The sequence below is a fragment of the Bacteroides sp. 3_2_5 genome, from assembly GCF_000159855.2.
Lineage (GTDB): Bacteria > Bacteroidota > Bacteroidia > Bacteroidales > Bacteroidaceae > Bacteroides > Bacteroides fragilis.
In genome coordinates this window covers 2,909,860-2,927,219 of record NZ_JH636044.1, presented here as the reverse complement: position 1 = coordinate 2,927,219, position 17,360 = coordinate 2,909,860, and the positions used below count along the sequence as shown (strand labels likewise).

Genomic DNA, 17,360 nt, shown 5'->3' with positions numbered 1-17,360 from the left:
TTGTTTTATTGGTTACTCCGTTCATTCGATTTCTATTTCATTTCTTCTGTTCTCCGTAATGGGAAGAGAGGTGACGTCCTTCATGCTTCCGAACTGTTCCGGTATTCCGCACAGTGCCAGCAGATTCATCAGCGTCACGTCATATTCGTAGTAGGCCGCCAGTCTGGCTACTTTTGTTTTCGAAAGTAAGGTTTCTGCGTCTACTACCTCTGTCGAAGTGGCCATTCCTTCGGCGAAGGCTTTTTTCCGCATCCGTACCAGTTCTTCACTCAGTTCGATGGTGGTGTTCAGCGCCCGCACGTTGTCGAGTGCCTTTTGCAGGCCGGTGTATAGTTTGTCTACCCCGACGGACAGGTCGTCACGCGCTTTCTCCTGTCCTAGTGCAAGGGTTTGTTGTGTCAGGCGTGATTGCCGGATTCGCTTCTCCCGTTCCAGTCCGTCGAAAAGGTTCCAGGTGAAGCCTACCCCGATCATGGTGCGGGGCAACAGGTTGCTCTGTATGCCATGTGAATAAAGAGTTTGTTTGCCGAAAAGGGCGATATTGGGCAGATAGCCACTCTGGTCGATGCGGACCTGCTGCTTGGCCATGTGTTCTTGAAGACTCAGTTGGTTGAGCAGATAGTTGCTGATGCCCACTACCTGCATAAACTCCATCTTCGGAGGAAGAGTATCGTTGATAAACAAGGGAGAGGAAGGTGAGATGTCTCCGCTCGTCTCCAGATTCAGCAAGGTCTTGAGGGTGCGTTGCACCACTGCCTCTTCCTTGCGGGCGGCTTCCAGTTCACGCAGTGCTTCGTCCATGTTGACTTGGGCAAAGAGGCGTGCCGCTTTATCTATCATACCGGTGGACTCCAGTTTCAATGCGTTCTCGTAATGCAACTTCAGTGCTTTGTACGATTCCAGGCGGACACCGACAATTTCTTGTGCCAGGCGCAATCCGTAGTAGCTTTCGGCAAGCAGTGTTCGTTGGGTGGCATCGGTCTGTGCCCGGTTCTCACGGGCAAGGTCTATCATCGTATTGCCTATCTTAGTGGCATGAATACGTTTGCCTCCGGCGAACAATACCCATTCGGCGGTCAGGTCGACAGTGGTCAGGTTGCGCGGTGCCAACGGAAAGATGAGGGTGTTCGTCCCGATTTGATCGAGTATGGACGATATGATTTTATCGTCCGGCAAGATGGAATGTACGAAGTCTTTGGCCGGATCGGTGAATTGAGAAAGTGGTTGCTTCACTTCTATCTTCTCCGAAAGGTGTACAAATGCTCCGGTCGATTGCAGGCTGGGCATCCAGAAAGCATTCAGCTTCCCACGTTCGGCACGGGCTATGTCGATGCCTTTGTCGGCTATCTTCAGGCTTTGGTTGCCTTTGTGCAGCAGTTGCAGCGCCTCGTTAAAGCTAAGCTGATGTTGCGAAGTTTCCTGCGTGGGAGGGAGGCTCTGCGCCGCGACGGTGTTATTGTATAAGAGCATTCCTGCCGCTATCATCAGTGCGACGGGTATTTTCTTTTTTTCCATACGTCTGTTACGGTTTAGGTTTATGAGTCCTTGTAACAGACGAGGGGGGAGGTTTGTTCAGAAGATAAAAGGAATGCCGTCTTTATAATCCGACTTCTCTGTTCAACTTAGAAGGATGTTGGTGTGTATGAAACAAAGTTACGATGAATATGGTTTCTTCCTTTTCGTCTACATAATATATAATTTTATAAGGATTTACGAGTAAATATCGGCAGCTAATCTGTTTTTCTTTGGCAAGTATCAGTTCTACAGGTCCTCGGAATGGGTTATTGATTAATTGCAACGTTTTTTGCTCAATGGTTCTTGCCAGGCGATCGGCTGCTTTGTTGCCAAACTCTTGTTGGCTGTATTCTAGAATTTCAATAACTCTTTTTTGTGCTCGAATTGTCCATGCTATCTTCATCATAATAGATAGTGTTTAAAAGTAGTGTGCATTTCTTGGCTACTGATTGTTTGTCCTTGTTGTATTTCATCTATTGCTTGTTCTATTTCTTCTTTAATTTCATCTTCTGTGAGTTGGCAAGGGACTGTTTTTTTAACAACAGTTTTTTCTTTCAAACCGAGTACATCGTGAAGTTTCTGTTTCACTTTATCGATGATTTCTTTACTGTCTATGTTGGCAATAGTCCGGATCAGTTCTGCTTTTTCTGCTTCTAATTCGAGATAAGCCATACTATTGTAAGCTACTGTCGGCTCGGACAGTCGGGTGGTTTCCTCTTCTGGTTGCTTGTATTTTTCAGGCTCTTTCATAATACATCTTGTTTCTTTTAGTACAAATACAAAGATAATAAATTAATTGATAGCGAATGATATTTATCTGTGTAAATCAGCGTAATCTGTGGTGAAGTTCATTATAACATATTCGTTTGTCAAATTGGTACCTTATAAAATGTTTTCTGGATCAAAAAGACAGGTAATGGCATTTTCTGCTAACTATCCCTTTTTGTTTTCTTACCCATATAGGGGAGAATGTCCCGGAACTTTCTGCTTCTTTGCCCGGAAAACCGGGCTTGGGAAGGGGAAGAGTCTGTGTTTTCACTTCGAAGAGCCGATATTTCGACCAAAAGAAGTAAGCATTTACTCCGAAAGACGGTTGTGTTTTTCAAAAATGAATAAGAGTTTTGCCCAATATCTCTATATGTTTTCTTCCATTACATATATTGTTCTTATTTGGGAGTGAAAACAGTGATCCTATTTCTCTGGTTACTCTCGTAGAGTGATAGGTTGATGATTGATAAAAATGTGATATTTTATTGGTTTTTGTTTCTGTTGTTAAACGATAATGCAAAGTAGGTATCCTTTTGTTCTCGTAATTGATGTATTGGTCTCTAACGGTATTTTCTTGATGCGAAAATACGGCGATTTTAGCCCATCCTTGGTACTTTGTACGGGAAAAAGCGAATCTGAAGCGTTTGGATTATCATTTTGATAAGAGGGTATTTTGTATCTGTTTCAATTCCCTTCGGGATACTCGGTTCTATCTTTTTTATATTACCAGTGCAGCGATCTCTGGTGACAGCTCGATGTTTCCGTCTTTGCGGACAATGATAAAACATTATAGGCATGCGCGCCGACAAGGTTTGATAGGGGAGTATTTACGGGTGTGACCGTATTGCATTTATCGAACATCAGTTCCATCGTCCGACTGCGAAATGTGGCGATTCGTCCCTTATGTTCACCTAGAGTCCGGAGGATGGAACTATAGCAAGTCGCCACTCGTGCATACGTCATTTTGTTACGTTTCGCCACCCGTGCGATGGGTTCGCCACCGGAGACGGAAAGGAATATTTCCCGTTCATGATCGTCTGTAATCAACTGGCCGAGTTCCTGAATGAGGATATGAAAAAGCGGTTGGTGTAGTTTCTGGGTTTTCAATAGAAATAGTTCGTCGTCACATTGTGAGAGGAGTACTTCACGTTCCAGTTCCTTTTCTTTGATAATCTTTTCCAGATAGTTCTCACCTAAATCTTTGGTCTGGTGAACATCAAGATATTGGGTCAGGCTTTCGTCATCAATCATTAGGACGTTCTCTATCCTCGATGAAGCGATATATCCCAAGTTTGCCCATGTGCGGAGGTCGGATTCGGCAATACCGCGTTTCTCCGACAGTTGTTTGAGGGTTATCCAGTTAGCCATGCCTGCCCCTCCTTGTTACTTCTTTGATTGGTCTGTTCATACCTTTCTGATTTTATGAACGTCCACATCCTTATGTATACCTTATATATATAAGAAGTCGGGCGCTGAGTTCATATTTACGCGGAAAGAGGTAGTACCAATACCTAGAACTTCATAAATATGTTCACACGCCCGACCCTACGTCGCACGTATGAAACTGATTTATTGAAGTTCTTGTTTTTATGCATTAATTAAATTTGGTACTTTTCTTTCCGCACAAAACGTTTCAATATGCCGCATTTCTCTTCGGCTTTCAAATGACAAAGATAAAGAATTTTGTGGGAATAGCAAAGAATGTGACAAGAAAGTTGAGACTGTTATAACTTCCACATGGAGGCACACTGCATGGATTGGAGATGTGTCATTATCCACCACAGAGTAACACAGAGTTCCATGGAACTGACTTAATCTGTTGATAACTAATGATACTTATCTGTATAAATCTGTTGTGAATACGAGTTTCGACATACCCCCTCTCTGTGTTACTCTGTGCTCTCTGTGGTGAGTTTTTGATACGCCCACTTGCTCTCCCCGAATATTTTCACTAAGTTTGTCACCCATTAACGTGACGAACACGATATGAATAAGAACTTACACCCTTTGATGCTGGCCGGAACCGGTAGCGATGTAGGCAAAAGCATCATTGCCGCAGCTTTCTGCCGTATATTTCTGCAAGACGGTTATCATCCGGCACCATTCAAAGCACAAAACATGGCATTGAACTCTTATGCCACTCCCGAAGGACTTGAAATAGGAAGGGCGCAAGCCGTGCAGGCCGAGGCCGCAGGTGTGCCTTGCCATACGGATATGAACCCGTTGCTTCTGAAACCATCGTCCGATCATACTTCACAGGTGGTGCTCAACGGACGCCCCATTGGTAACCGGAATGCTTACGAATATTTCCGCCGTGAAGGGCGGGAGGAATTGCGAAAAGAGGTTCATGCCGCATTCGACCGTTTGGCTGTCCGATATAATCCGGTAGTGATGGAGGGAGCGGGGAGTATCTCCGAGATCAATCTTCGTGACAGCGATCTGGTGAACCTGCCTATGGCTATGCATGCCGGGGCAGATGTGATTCTCGTGGCGGATATAGACCGTGGAGGAGTGTTTGCCAGTGTTTACGGTTCGGTGATGCTGCTTCGGCCGGAAGAGCGGAAGCATATCAAGGGGATATTGATTAATAAATTCCGTGGAGATATCCGCCTTTTCGAGTCGGGGGTAAAGATGCTGGAAGATCTTTGTGGTGTTCCGGTGGTTGGGGTGGTGCCCTACTATAAAGATATCTATATTGAGGAAGAAGACTCGGTGATGCTTCAGACCAAGAATATCCGTGCCGGACAAGGCAAAGTGAATGTGGCTGTCGTGTTGCTTCGTCATTTAAGCAATTTCACCGACTTCAATGTCTTGGAGCGCGATCCGCGTGTACACCTGTTCTACACCAACAATACGGACGAGTTGATGAAAGCGGATATCATCCTGTTGCCCGGTTCGAAAAGCACTTTGTCCGATCTGTATGAGTTGCGCCGCAACGGAGTGGCGCAGGCCATCGTCCGTGCCCACCGCGAAGGTGCCACAGTAATGGGCATTTGTGGAGGTTACCAACTGATGGGTAGGGAGGTTTGCGATCCCGATCATGTGGAAGGCGAGATAGAACGCTTGCCGGGATTGGGGTTACTGCCTGTCAGCACCCGCATGCAGGGAGAGAAGGTTACCCGCCAGGTACGGTTTCGTTTTCTTGAAGACAGCGCTGTCTGCGAAGGATACGAAATACACATGGGAACGACCACGCCCCTTGCGGATGTTCCTGTTTCTCCACTCAACCATCTGGCGGATGGAAGGGAGGATGGGTATTTTGTAGACCGCACCTGCATGGGAACATACATACATGGCATTCTCGACAATCCTTCAGTTATCGATTACCTGCTGGAGCCTTTCGCCGATAAACTGAAAGAGACGGCTTTTGATTACAAAGCATTTAAAGAAGAACAATACGATAAACTGGCAGCCCATGTCCGTAAGCACGTCGACTTGCCGCTTATCTATCAAATATTGACAGACAATGATTGAAGGACACGGAGACGATTCTTATAAATACCGCTACCCGATACGGAGCAATTTCAGTTCCAACGTATATAATAAGGTGAACCTCGACGGACTGCGTGCACATTTGTGCGGGCGCATCTCTGCCATATCCGCTTATCCCGAACCGGAACCTTATACGCTGGAGGCCCGTCTGGCGGACCGCCACGCTCTGCCTGCCGCTTCGGTTTGCGTGACGAATGGTGCTACGGAAGCCATTTATCTGATAGCGCAGACCTTTCGGGGAACGAACACGGCCATTCTGATGCCTACGTTTAGTGAGTATGCCGATGCCTGCCGCATGCATGGGCACAAGGTCACATCACTGTACACACTCGATGCAGTGCCGGAGGACGTGCGTATGGTCTGGCTTTGCAATCCGAACAACCCGACCGGAGAGGTGCGTGATAAGAAGTATCTGACGGAACTGATCGCAAAGCATCCCCGGGTCTGTTTCGTGATCGATCAGTCATACGAGTATTTCACGCTGAAAGAGCTTTTTACGGCGCAGGAAGCTGCCGGATTTCCCAATGTGATCCTTCTACATTCGATGACCAAACGCTATGCCATTCCGGGACTTCGGTTGGGGTATGTCACTGCGCATCCCGGACTGATAGGGCGTCTGCGTACGAACCGGATGCCCTGGTCGGTCAATCAGCTTGCCATCGAAGCAGGACTCTACCTGCTTTCCGAAGGCATCCCGGCCGGTCTCTCCATGAAAGATTATCTGGCGGAATGTGCCCGCCTGAAAAGTTCGCTCGAGGCGATAGGCGGGTTAGAGGTCTGGCCTACCGATACTCACTTTATGCTGGTGTGCCTGCGTTTCGGAAAAGCTGCTGCTTTAAAGGAATATCTGGCCCGTGAAGAAGGGATTCTGATTCGGGATGCTTCCAACTTCGAAGGGCTGGACGAACGTTTCTTCCGCATTGCCACCCAGACACCGGAAGAGAATGACGAACTGGTGGGAGCGATTGCGAAGTGGATGGCGGAGTAATGACTGACTGATAGGATAGAGAAAGTATGGATGGAATGTTCTTTTGGTATATTAGCCTTGTGTATTTTTGCAGGTTGTTTCCGTTACCGTTAGCCTGGTTGTTCGATCGCTGGCAAGGCGATCCGTCCTGGTTGCCACACCCTGTGGTAGGATTCGGTAAACTGATAGCTTGGGGAGAGAAGTGTCTGAATGCGGGGAGGGCCCGCGTTTGGAAAGGGGGAATGATGTCGGTAGCATTGATTGCGGGAGTCTACTTTTTTACCTTCCTCTTTTTTAAAGTGATCGGAGAGTATTCCATCATACTGACAGCGCTGATACAAACACTGCTGATCTTTTGTTGCCTGGCAGGTACAACCCTGATACGTGAGGTCCGGATGGTCTTCGAAGCCGTAGACCGTTCATTGGACGAGGGGCGTAAACAAGTGGCCCGCATTGTGGGACGGGATACCTCTGCACTATCTGCACAAGAGGTGCGTACCGCAGCTTTGGAGACTTTAGCCGAAAATCTGAGTGATGGGGTAATTGCACCACTTTTTTGGTATGCAGTGTTGGGAGTGCCCGGCATGATGGCGTACAAGATGGTGAATACACTTGACTCTATGATCGGTTACCGCAACGAGCGTTACCGTCAATTCGGCTGTATAGCTGCCCGGATCGATGATGTTGCCAATTATATTCCTGCCCGCCTGACGGCTTTGTTGATGATCCTCGTCAGCGGACGGTTTTCTTTGCTCAGGTTCGTGGGTAAATATGGCAGCCGGCACGCCAGCCCAAACTCCGGTTATCCCGAAGCAGCTTTGGCCGGTATTCTGAATTGCCGTTTCGGCGGGCCCCACTATTATTTCGGCGAAGAGGTGTGGAAGCCTTTTATAGGCAACAATGAACGGGCATTGACAACCGAGGATATGAAGAAAGCCGTCTGTGTCAATCGGCAGGCAGAGGTACTGATGGTTGTGTTGGTGTGGCTGACTATTCTTCTGTCTTTGAGTTAAGTTGCAGCCGGACCACTCCGCCGTAAGGTGTCAGTGCGTTAAAAGCGTCTTCCATTCTCAGTATCCCTGCATAGATTTGTGCACAAATCAGCACCCCTCCATGTGCAAAGACGGCTATGCGTTTATACTCTTTTCCACTCACTTCATTCAGGAACTCCGATACCCGTTGAAGCTGCATCATAAAAGACTCTCCGCCTGTAGCAGCTACATGGAAGTAGTCGTTATACCACTCCTCCAGTCGCGGATCACATATTTTATCAAACTCCTGCATCTCCCATTCACCGAAGTTCAGCTCTTTCAGCCGGGCATCACGAATGGCATCCGGATAACCGCAGTGGTCTGCCAGGCGGGTGCAACGACTCAGCGGGCTTGTGAATACGGCATCAAATACATCGTTCTGTAGTTGTTGAGCCGTAATTGAGGCTTCTTCTTCAAAACTATCTCGCAAAGGTACATCAGTCTGGCCATAACAGACTCCTTTAGGAACATCGACAGAGGTATGGCGGATTAATATGACTTCCATGACTATATAAACATTAGTATAACTATTCCCAGGTAGAAAGACAGTTCGCTTAGAAGAAACAGTGCCCCGCAACAGTCGCCGGTATAACCTTGCAATTTCCGTTTCATCAGTGTGCAAAGCAGATACAGCATGACCAGCGGAAATACGATAGCCATCCAGTATCGGTACGGTAGCAGGAGTGCTGAAGGAAGTATACCGCATAACAGACCGAAAGCACATTCTCCGCCTGACATTCTGTTATATACTACTTTGGCCTTGCTTTCTTCTTCTTTCCGTGCGTAAGGCAGGAAGTTGATGATTTGTGATGAGGTCAGCTTGCTTATCGTGTCGCCTGCAATCAATGTAATACATGCGAAGGAGAGGGGGAGCGACATCAAAAGACTCCATAGAAGAAGGAAGTAGAAAATCAACCCGATGACACCGTAGCTGCCGATATGCGAATCTTTCATGATGGAGAGAATCCGCTCCCGGTTCGTACCTCCTCCGAATCCATCGAAGAAATCTGCCAACCCGTCTTCGTGTAGGGCACCGGTGATCAATAACCGGGCGGCAAGTGCCAACAATACGGCAACGGAGAAGGGGAGGATCTGTGCGCTCAACCAAAGTACTCCTGCCATGATGCCGCCCGTGAGCCATCCGGACAAAGGCCAGTAAGGCACAACGTGTTTAAAACATTCTGCCGGAACTTCGCGGATACGCCAGAAGGGGAGGCGGGTAAAAAAGATAAATGCTGCTAATATATTCATCGGCAAATCTTATTAGAAATATTTGGTGATGGCTGCATGTGCAAAGTTGTCCATCTCGTTGATCATCCGTATGGCAGAGTCAATGATAGGATAGGAGCAGATGGCTCCGGTTCCTTCTCCGAGACGTAAACCCAGATTCAGTAATGGCTTGGCTCCCATGGCATCAAGTACCAGCTTATGTCCGGCTTCATCTCCCTGATGACCGAAGATGGCATAATGCAATACCTCAGGGTAAAGTTGGGAGGCTGCAAGGATGCAGTTTGTCATGATGAATCCGTCTACCAGGATAATCATCTTTAACTCGGCTGCCTGAAGCATGGCGCCTATTGCCATTACCATTTCCAGTCCGCCGAAATAGCGGATCAGGTCGTGTGCGCTTCCGTCTCCCTGATAATGGTCCAGTGCCTGCTGCAATACATTATATTTATGACGGACGCCTGCATTGTCGAGTCCGCTGCCTGCTCCGACACACAGTTCGAGAGGAATATGGGTGAAGCACGTCATCCACATGGAAGACGAAGAAGTGTTGCCGATACCCATTTCGCCCAAAGAAAGCACATTGCACCCTTCGGCATGACACTGACGGACTACTTCCGCTCCGCGCTCGATGCACAAATTCATTTCTTCTTCTGTCATGGCTGCCTCGTACAGATAGTTACGCGAGCTTTTGCGTACCTTCATGTTGATGATTCCTTTCTCGTATGGGAGGTCGTAATCCACTCCGGCATCTACAATCTTCAACTCGAATCCGTGCTGGCGGCAAAGGAAGTTGACACCTGCCCCTCCGTGAAGAAAATTGCTGATTTGTTGCCAGGTGATCTCTTTGGGAGAGAGGCTGACTCCCTCGTCGACAATGCCATGATCGGCTGCGAATATGATATTTTGAGGATGTCTCAGCTCGGGAGTAAGTGTTTGCTGGATAAGCCCGATCTGCAAGGCCAGTTCTTCAAGTGTTCCCAGAGAGCCTTTGGGCTTGGTCAGATTATTTATTTTGTCGGTCAGTGCTTCCCGGATGGTTTCGTCCGGTCTGGTGATTTGAAATGTTTTCATTTTATAAGGGTTATTCTATCATTTACTTTTCGTCTTTTACTTTCACAGGAATCCCCGATACCATTAGTATTACCCGATTGGCCCGGGAGGCTATATACTGGTTCATCCATCCTTGCATGTCAGTGAACTTTCGTTGTATCAGGTTTTCTGAAGTTCCTCCCATGCCGATTTCGTTGGTGACAAAAATAAAGGTCGCGTCCTGTTGTGTCAGTCGGTCAAACTCGGCTTTAACAGCAGTCAGTGCCTTGTCGGTGTCTGCTTCGAGATCAAAGAAATAATTGGTGCACCAGAGGGTTACACAATCGATCAGCACTACACGCCCCTCCAAAGTGTGGCGGCTCAATTCTTTTTCTTCCTCTATATTGGTCCATTCCGGTCCGCGGTTGGCTTGATGGCGCAATACCCTTTGACGAAATTCTTCGTCCCAGATACGTGAGGTGGCCAAGTAAACCGGATTAGGAGAGAGGGATAGCGCCAGGCGTTCGGCATGGCTGCTTTTGCCCGAACGGGCTCCTCCGGTGATGAGTATGATCTGTTTCATGAATCTATCTGTGTATTTTTGGTTAGCAAATGTACGGTAATATTTTATATTTTCATTCCCGGATGCAAAATATTGTGCCATTGCTATGGGTATTTCGGAAACAATATTTATCTTTGCATGGCTTTACAAAATAAAAGCAACACATGCGGTAGTAGCTCAGTTGGCAGAGCGGCGGCTTCCCAAGCCGCAGGTCACGAGTTCGACCCTCGCCTACCGCTCAAAAGTTTATCTCCTCAACTAAAATAGAATATCGCAGATTTCTCCAGTCTTTTTGTAGGAAAAGAATGATGGATCTGCGGTTTTTTTATGTATTTCTTCTGTCACTCTTTGTTCTTTTCTTACCTTTGTGAATCAATTTAATAGATAATCACATGAACAAGAAACTAATCCTATCTATTTTCGTTCTGGCAGGTGCTCCTATGCTGCTGTCGGCTGCAGGAGAAGCACGGTTGTTGCGTTTCCCCGCTACGAACGGAAATGAGATCGTATTTTCGTATGCGGGCGATTTGTATAAAGTGCCTGCTTCGGGAGGTGAAGCACAACGCCTGACTTCCCATGTGGGATACGAAATGTTTCCCCGGTTTTCTCCGGACGGCAAAACGATTGCATTCACCGGGCAGTACGATGGAAATACAGAAGTGTATACCATGCCTGCAACGGGTGGCGAACCACTACGGATAACCTACACGGCTACCAATAGCCGTGACGACTTGGGTGACCGTATGGGACCTAACAACATTGTTATGACATGGACTCCGGACGGACAACGTATCGTGTATCGTAATCGCATCAGCGACGGATTCTCCGGTAAACTCTTTACAGTAGATAAAGAAGGCGGATTGTCAGAAGTCATTCCTCTTCCCGAGGGAGGCTTTTGCAGCTATTCACCGGACGGAAAACAATTGGCATACAACCGGGTGATGCGCGAATTTCGTACCTGGAAGTATTATAAAGGCGGTATGGCCGATGACATCTGGGTGTATAATCCGGGAAACAAAACAGTGGAGAATGTAACCAATAATGTAGCTCAGGACATTTTTCCGATGTGGATTGGCGATGAAATCTTTTTCCTTTCCGACCGTGACCGTATCATGAATATCTTCGCATACAATACGAAGACCAAACAGACTGTAAAGGTGACGAACTTCACTGAGTATGATGTGAAATTCCCAAGCGTCCATGGCAATACCATCGTTTTTGAAAACGGCGGATATATTTATAAGATGGATGCTGCGGCCCGGAAAGCTGAAAAGGTAAACATTACACTGGCTTCTGATAATATCTATGCCCGCACCGATTTGAAAGAGGGAGCGAATTATGTGACTGCGGCCAGCCTTTCACCGGATGGAGCACGGATGGTAGTGACAAGCCGGGGTGAAGTATTCAATCTGCCGGTAGAGAAAGGGGTTACAAAAAATATAACTCGTTCGCCGGGAGCTCACGATCGTGATGCACAGTGGTCACCGGACGGAACACAGATTGCTTATATCTCTGATGCCACAGGGGAAACCGAACTTTATCTGCAGAATGCGGCAGGTGGCGAACCGATGCAGTTAACTCATAAGAACGATACATATATCCGTGACTTTAAATGGAGTCCGGATTCTAAGAAGATAGTGTATATGGATCGTAAGAACCGAGTTAATCTGCTGGATGTGGCTTCCGGGAAAGTTTCTTTATTATTGCAAGATCCGGTGGGAGTGCCGGGTGGAGTTACTTTCTCTCCGGACAGTGAGTGGTTGACTTATACACGGATGGGTAAAAATGAAATCAATGTCGTATATGTCTACAACATTGCGGAAAAGAAAGAATATCCGGTGACCGACAAATGGTATAACTCTTCTTCTCCGGTGTTCAGTGCCGACGGAAAGTATCTGATATTCTCTTCTGCCCGTGATTTTAACCCGACTTACGGATCATTGGAATGGAACCATGTATATAATAATATGTATGGTGTGTACATCGCTTTGCTGTCTAAGGATACATCGTCTCCTTTCATGCAGAAAGATGCGGAAGTGGCTGTATCTAATGCTACCCCCAAAAGCGGGGATAAAAAACCGGCAGATAAGAAGGAAGTGGCCGATGCTTCGTTGGTGAAGTTCGATCCGGATGGCATTACCGATCGCATCGTTCGCTTGCCCTTGTCTCCGTCTTATTATGGTAACTTTTATTCGGATGGCAACAAGGTGTACTACTGGGGACGCGGTGGTACGAAAATGTATGACTTGGCAAGTCAGAAAGAGGAATCGATTGCCGATGGAGCTTCGATGGATGTTACTTACGATGGTAAAAAGGCACTTTTCTTTAAAGGCCGTCAGATTTATGTGACCAATCTTCCTTCGGGTAAGACAGAACTGACCGCTCCGGTCGATTTAAGCAATATGAAGATTACTGTGGATTATCCGAAAGAGTGGGCACAAATCTTTGATGAAGCTTGGCGTGCCTATCGTGACGGATTCTATCAGGAGAGCATGCACGGTGTAGATTGGAAAGCAATTAAAGAAAAATATGCGGTCTTGCTGCCTTACGTTAAAACTCGTTTAGACCTGAATTACATTATCGGTGAGATGATAGGTGAATTGAACTGTGGGCATGCTTATGTCAATCCGGGAGAAACGGAACAGCCCAAACGGATCAATACCGGCTTGCTTGGTGCGGAAATAACTCGCGACAAGAGTGGCTTTTTCCGTCTGGAGAAGATATTCCCCGGAGCATCTTGGAGCAAAGAACTGCGCTCTCCGCTTACGGAACCGGGTGTTGATGTGAAAGTGGGAGAGTACATCGTAGCTATTGACGGTGTGCCGACTAATACGGTTAAAGATATGTATTCTTTACTGGTGGGTAAAGCAGAGATACCTACTGAAATTTCGCTGAATGCCAAACCTCAGCTTTCCGGAGCACGTAAGGTTGTGATCAGTCCGCTTGCCAATGAATATCCTTTGAAACATTACAATTGGGTACAGGATAATATAAAGAAGGTGGACCAGGCTTCCAACGGACGTATCGGATATATTTATATTCCGGATATGGGGCCGGAAGGCTTGAACGAGTTTGCCCGCTATTTCTATCCGCAACTTGATAAAGAAGGGTTGATTATCGATGATCGTGCCAATGGTGGAGGTAATGTTTCACCAATGATTTTGGAACGTCTTTCCCGTGAACCTTATCGTCTGACTATGGGTAGAGGTACCAGCCATGTGGGAACAGTGCCTGATGCTGTACAGGTGGGACCGAAGGTTTGTTTGATTAATAAATACTCCGCTTCAGATGGCGACCTGTTCCCGTGGGGTTTCCGCGCACTTGGCTTGGGTAAGTTGATAGGAACTCGTACCTGGGGAGGCATTGTGGGTATCAGCGGATCATTGCCATACATGGATGGTACGGACATACGTGTGCCATTCTTTACGAGCTATGACCCGAAGACCGGGAAATGGATTATTGAGAACCATGGAGTAGATCCGGATATTTTGATTGACAATGATCCGGTGAAGGAGTGGAATGGAGAAGACCAGCAACTGAACAGAGCCATCGAAGAGGTTATGAAACAGCTTAAAGATCGTAAACCGTTGCCTCCGGTACCTGCTCCGAGAGATTTTAGTAAATAAACTTATAAGCCTTTGTAGCAAAAGGCTTGTTCACCACAGATTCTATGGATTTCCACAGACTTATTTCCCTATTTCTGTATGAATCCATACAATCTGTGGCGTTTTTTTAATGTACAGTTTTTAAAGTCTATATGAAACAAGAACTAAAGGAAAAGCTTTTGCTTTTAGCGGATAAATATGAGGTGGAAGAATTTATTATGGATGATCCGATACAGTTTCCCCATCGGTATACTGATAAAGCTGATATTGAGATCTCCGGACTGATCGCTTCCTGGATCGCTACCGGTAATAGAAAGGCCATTATCAAAAGTGGTGACCGGATTGATCACGAGCTTTTCCTGAATGCTCCATATCGATATATATTAAGTGAAGAATGGAGGAAATATCGGGGAGTAACATCCAGTTTTTATCGCTATTACTCCTGGAATGATTTCTATATACTCTGCCAGACTTTGTATGCTGCCTACCGGGAGCATGGAGATCTGGAATCCTATTTGTGCCATTCTCTCTCTTCCGGTACGCCATTGGAAAGATTGCAATCGGTGTTCGGACATATCAATGGGATGCCTGCTTTGTCAAGTGCTTCCGAAGCAAAGAAAATGTGTATGTTTCTGCGTTGGATGATTCGTAGGGATTCTCCTGTCGACCTCGGTATTTGGCGGAGTTTCAGTCCCTCAGATCTAATTATCCCTCTTGACACTCATGTACATCGCATCTCGACTGATCTTGGATTGACCAATGCACGTAAATGCCTGAAAACAGCACGTTGCATTACTGATGCGTTGCGGGAGATATGGCCGGATGATCCGGTAAAGGGAGATTTTGCTCTTTTCGGATTTGGTATCAACGAACCGGTGAAAAGTTAGGTACGTTCATAAGCAACTCTTTGTTTTGACGATCTGTTCTTTGGGTGATAAAGAATGCGTTAATTCTCTAATATGTATGGTTCCCGTTGGAAGAGAAGGGCAGGAAATGGTGATCTCTTGTCTTTAGAGAAACCATAAACCGGCCGGTTGTCGATCCATAAACCGGCTGATTTATATATAACCTTGGTATGACCTCTCTTAAAATTATAGATAAAGAATGAGCACAGTTCACCCATTTTTAGTATTTTTGCATCCTGTTTTGAAGATAGAAAACTTTAAAAGAAGAAAAATATAATGGCAAAAGAACTGAAAGACCTGACCAAACGCAGCGAAAACTATTCGCAGTGGTACAATGATTTGGTGGTGAAAGCCGATTTGGCAGAACAATCGGCTGTGCGTGGATGTATGGTGATTAAGCCTTACGGATACGCTATTTGGGAGAAAATGCAGCGTCAGCTGGACGACATGTTTAAAGAAACCGGACACGTTAATGCTTATTTCCCGTTGCTGATTCCGAAATCATTTCTGAGTCGTGAAGCTGAACACGTAGAAGGCTTTGCCAAGGAGTGTGCCGTAGTAACACATTATCGCCTGAAAAATGCCGAAGATGGTTCGGGTGTGGTGGTCGATCCTGCTGCAAAATTGGAAGAAGAGTTGATTATTCGTCCGACTTCTGAAACAATCATTTGGAATACTTATAAAAACTGGATCCAGTCATATCGTGATCTGCCTATTTTATGTAATCAGTGGGCTAACGTTTTCCGTTGGGAAATGCGTACGCGATTATTCCTCCGGACTGCGGAATTCTTGTGGCAGGAAGGTCATACAGCACACGCAACGCGCGAAGAGGCGGAAGAAGAGGCTATCCGTATGTTGAATGTATACGCCGAGTTTGCAGAGAAGTATATGGCAGTTCCGGTAGTTAAAGGTGTGAAATCGGCTAATGAGCGCTTTGCCGGTGCACTTGACACGTATACCATCGAGGCAATGATGCAGGATGGTAAGGCATTGCAGAGTGGTACTTCACACTTCTTGGGACAGAATTTCGCAAAAGCATTCGATGTTCAGTTTGTAAATAAAGAGAACAAGCTTGAATATGTATGGGCTACCTCTTGGGGTGTTTCTACCCGTCTGATGGGGGCACTGATCATGACTCACTCGGATGATAACGGTCTGGTACTTCCTCCGCATCTGGCTCCGATCCAAGTAGTGATCGTTCCTATCTATAAGAATGACGAGCAGTTGAAGCTGATTGATGCTAAGGTAGAAGGTATTGTGGCAAAATTGAAGCAATTGGGCATTTCAGTGAAATATGATAATGCTGACAATAAACGTCCGGGCTTTAAATTTGCCGATTATGAATTGAAGGGTGTGCCTGTTCGTCTGGTGATGGGTGGACGTGACTTGGAGAACAATACGATGGAGGTAATGCGTCGTGATACTCTGGAGAAAGAGACTGTGACTTGCGATGGAATTGAGACGTATGTTCAGAATCTGCTGGAAGAGATCCAAGCTAACATCTATAAGAAAGCACGTACTTATCGTGACTCACGTATCACTACGGTGGATAGCTATGATGAGTTTAAGGAGAAAATCGAAGAAGGCGGCTTTATCCTGGCTCACTGGGATGGAACAGTGGAGACGGAGGAAAAGATCAAAGAGGAGACAAAGGCGACGATTCGTTGCATTCCGTTCGAATCGTTTGTTGAAGGTGACAAAGAGCCGGGTAAGTGTATGGTGACAGGAAAACCGTCTGCTTGCCGTGTGATATTTGCTCGTTCTTATTAATCATTAATATAAGGTATAGAAAGAAAAGGTTGGAGGTACCCGAAATGTGAACTTCCGACCTTTTTCTTTTTTATCATTAATCTGATAATTCTATGAATCCATTGTTAAATCTTATCTGGCTGCTTTGTGGCGGCATCTTTACTGCGATAGAATATCTTATTTCAAGTCTTTTAATGATGATTACCATTATTGGTATTCCATTCGGCTTTCAGACATTGAAATTGGCCGGACTTGCTTTATGGCCATTTGGCAAAGAGGTGAGAAGTACTCCTGATTCTGGAGGTTGCCTCAGTATCATAATGAATATCATCTGGTTGTTTCTAGGTGGAATTTGGATCAGCCTCTCTCACTTGGGATGGGGGATTTTGCTTTGTATTACCATTATCGGTATACCGTTCGGAAAGCAGCACTTTAAGTTAGCCGGACTCGCTTTGACTCCTTTCGGAAAGGTGATTGTCGACAAAAGTTTCTAAATGAAATGCTCTT

General features: G+C 46.2%; 15 protein-coding genes and 1 tRNA gene. 8 read left to right on the top strand and 8 right to left on the bottom strand.

The features are described from left to right. Window positions 1–21 precede the first annotated feature (21 nt). The 4 genes from BSHG_RS06170 to BSHG_RS06185 all read right to left on the bottom strand — a co-directional run bounded on the left by BSHG_RS06170 (window position 22) and on the right by BSHG_RS06185 (window position 3,651). Window positions 22–1,470, bottom strand: coding sequence for a TolC family protein (locus BSHG_RS06170; protein WP_371325557.1), 1,449 nt, complete (start codon window positions 1,468–1,470; stop codon window positions 22–24). Window positions 1,471–1,597: 127 nt separating this feature from the next. Beyond that, complete coding sequence (locus BSHG_RS06175) at window positions 1,598–1,921, bottom strand: type II toxin-antitoxin system RelE/ParE family toxin (protein WP_005793605.1); 324 nt, start codon at window positions 1,919–1,921, stop codon at window positions 1,598–1,600. Next, entirely contained in the window at window positions 1,918–2,265 is a 348-nt protein-coding gene (locus BSHG_RS06180) for a hypothetical protein (protein ID WP_005793606.1), read from the bottom strand. Before BSHG_RS06180 ends, BSHG_RS06175 begins: the two co-directional genes overlap by 4 nt. Before the next feature lie 741 nt (window positions 2,266–3,006). Further along, a complete protein-coding gene (locus tag BSHG_RS06185) occupies window positions 3,007–3,651 on the bottom strand; it encodes a hypothetical protein (protein ID WP_008660360.1) in 645 nt (214 codons plus the stop codon). A gap of 618 nt (window positions 3,652–4,269) precedes the next feature. Between BSHG_RS06185 and BSHG_RS06190 the strand changes: the two genes are divergently transcribed. From BSHG_RS06190 to cbiB, 3 genes are read left to right on the top strand one after another with little or no spacing between them, the layout of a single operon-like run. Then, complete coding sequence (locus BSHG_RS06190; RefSeq protein ID WP_008660359.1) at window positions 4,270–5,757, top strand: cobyric acid synthase; 1,488 nt, start codon at window positions 4,270–4,272, stop codon at window positions 5,755–5,757. Further along, window positions 5,750–6,763 (top strand): threonine-phosphate decarboxylase CobD, encoded by a 1,014-nt coding sequence (gene cobD, locus BSHG_RS06195; RefSeq protein ID WP_005803607.1) that lies wholly within the window; start codon window positions 5,750–5,752, stop codon window positions 6,761–6,763. Before BSHG_RS06190 ends, cobD begins: the two co-directional genes overlap by 8 nt. 35 nt (window positions 6,764–6,798) lie before the next feature. Then, window positions 6,799–7,755: an adenosylcobinamide-phosphate synthase CbiB gene (gene cbiB, locus BSHG_RS06200; RefSeq protein WP_005803605.1), complete on the top strand. Its 957-nt coding sequence runs from the start codon at window positions 6,799–6,801 to the stop codon at window positions 7,753–7,755. Here cbiB and cobC read toward each other — a convergent pair. From cobC to cobU, 4 genes are read right to left on the bottom strand one after another with little or no spacing between them, the layout of a single operon-like run. Continuing rightward, window positions 7,733–8,278, bottom strand: a complete 546-nt coding sequence (gene cobC / locus BSHG_RS06205) for an alpha-ribazole phosphatase (protein ID WP_005793614.1) — start codon at window positions 8,276–8,278, stop codon at window positions 7,733–7,735. The genes cbiB and cobC overlap by 23 nt on opposite strands. A gap of 2 nt (window positions 8,279–8,280) precedes the next feature. Next, window positions 8,281–9,024, bottom strand: a complete 744-nt coding sequence (locus BSHG_RS23130) for an adenosylcobinamide-GDP ribazoletransferase (RefSeq protein ID WP_005793621.1) — start codon at window positions 9,022–9,024, stop codon at window positions 8,281–8,283. Window positions 9,025–9,036: 12 nt separating this feature from the next. Next, the gene (gene cobT, locus BSHG_RS06215; protein WP_005793623.1) at window positions 9,037–10,074 is read right to left on the bottom strand and encodes a nicotinate-nucleotide--dimethylbenzimidazole phosphoribosyltransferase; all 1,038 of its coding nucleotides are present in this window, start codon (window positions 10,072–10,074) and stop codon (window positions 9,037–9,039) included. 22 nt (window positions 10,075–10,096) lie between these two features. Further along, on the bottom strand, window positions 10,097–10,696 hold the full coding sequence (gene cobU / locus BSHG_RS06220; protein WP_008660354.1) for a bifunctional adenosylcobinamide kinase/adenosylcobinamide-phosphate guanylyltransferase: 600 nt from the start codon (window positions 10,694–10,696) through the stop codon (window positions 10,097–10,099). Between the two features lie 64 nt (window positions 10,697–10,760). On the opposite strand from cobU, the gene BSHG_RS06225 reads away from it, so the two are divergent. The 5 genes from BSHG_RS06225 to BSHG_RS06245 all read left to right on the top strand — a co-directional run bounded on the left by BSHG_RS06225 (window position 10,761) and on the right by BSHG_RS06245 (window position 17,347). Next, window positions 10,761–10,833: transfer RNA gene (locus tag BSHG_RS06225), tRNA-Gly, on the top strand. Window positions 10,834–10,986: 153 nt separating this feature from the next. After that, complete coding sequence (locus BSHG_RS06230) at window positions 10,987–14,220, top strand: S41 family peptidase (RefSeq protein ID WP_008660351.1); 3,234 nt, start codon at window positions 10,987–10,989, stop codon at window positions 14,218–14,220. 131 nt (window positions 14,221–14,351) lie between these two features. Further along, window positions 14,352–15,086 (top strand): TIGR02757 family protein, encoded by a 735-nt coding sequence (locus BSHG_RS06235; protein WP_005803598.1) that lies wholly within the window; start codon window positions 14,352–14,354, stop codon window positions 15,084–15,086. Between the two features lie 294 nt (window positions 15,087–15,380). Continuing rightward, window positions 15,381–16,874, top strand: coding sequence for a proline--tRNA ligase (proS, locus tag BSHG_RS06240; RefSeq protein ID WP_005787947.1), 1,494 nt, complete (start codon window positions 15,381–15,383; stop codon window positions 16,872–16,874). Between the two features lie 92 nt (window positions 16,875–16,966). Continuing rightward, window positions 16,967–17,347 carry a YccF domain-containing protein gene (locus tag BSHG_RS06245; RefSeq protein ID WP_005787945.1) on the top strand — a complete coding sequence of 127 codons (381 nt, stop codon included), beginning with the start codon at window positions 16,967–16,969 and terminating at the stop codon, window positions 17,345–17,347. The last annotated feature ends 13 nt before the right edge of the window (window positions 17,348–17,360 follow it).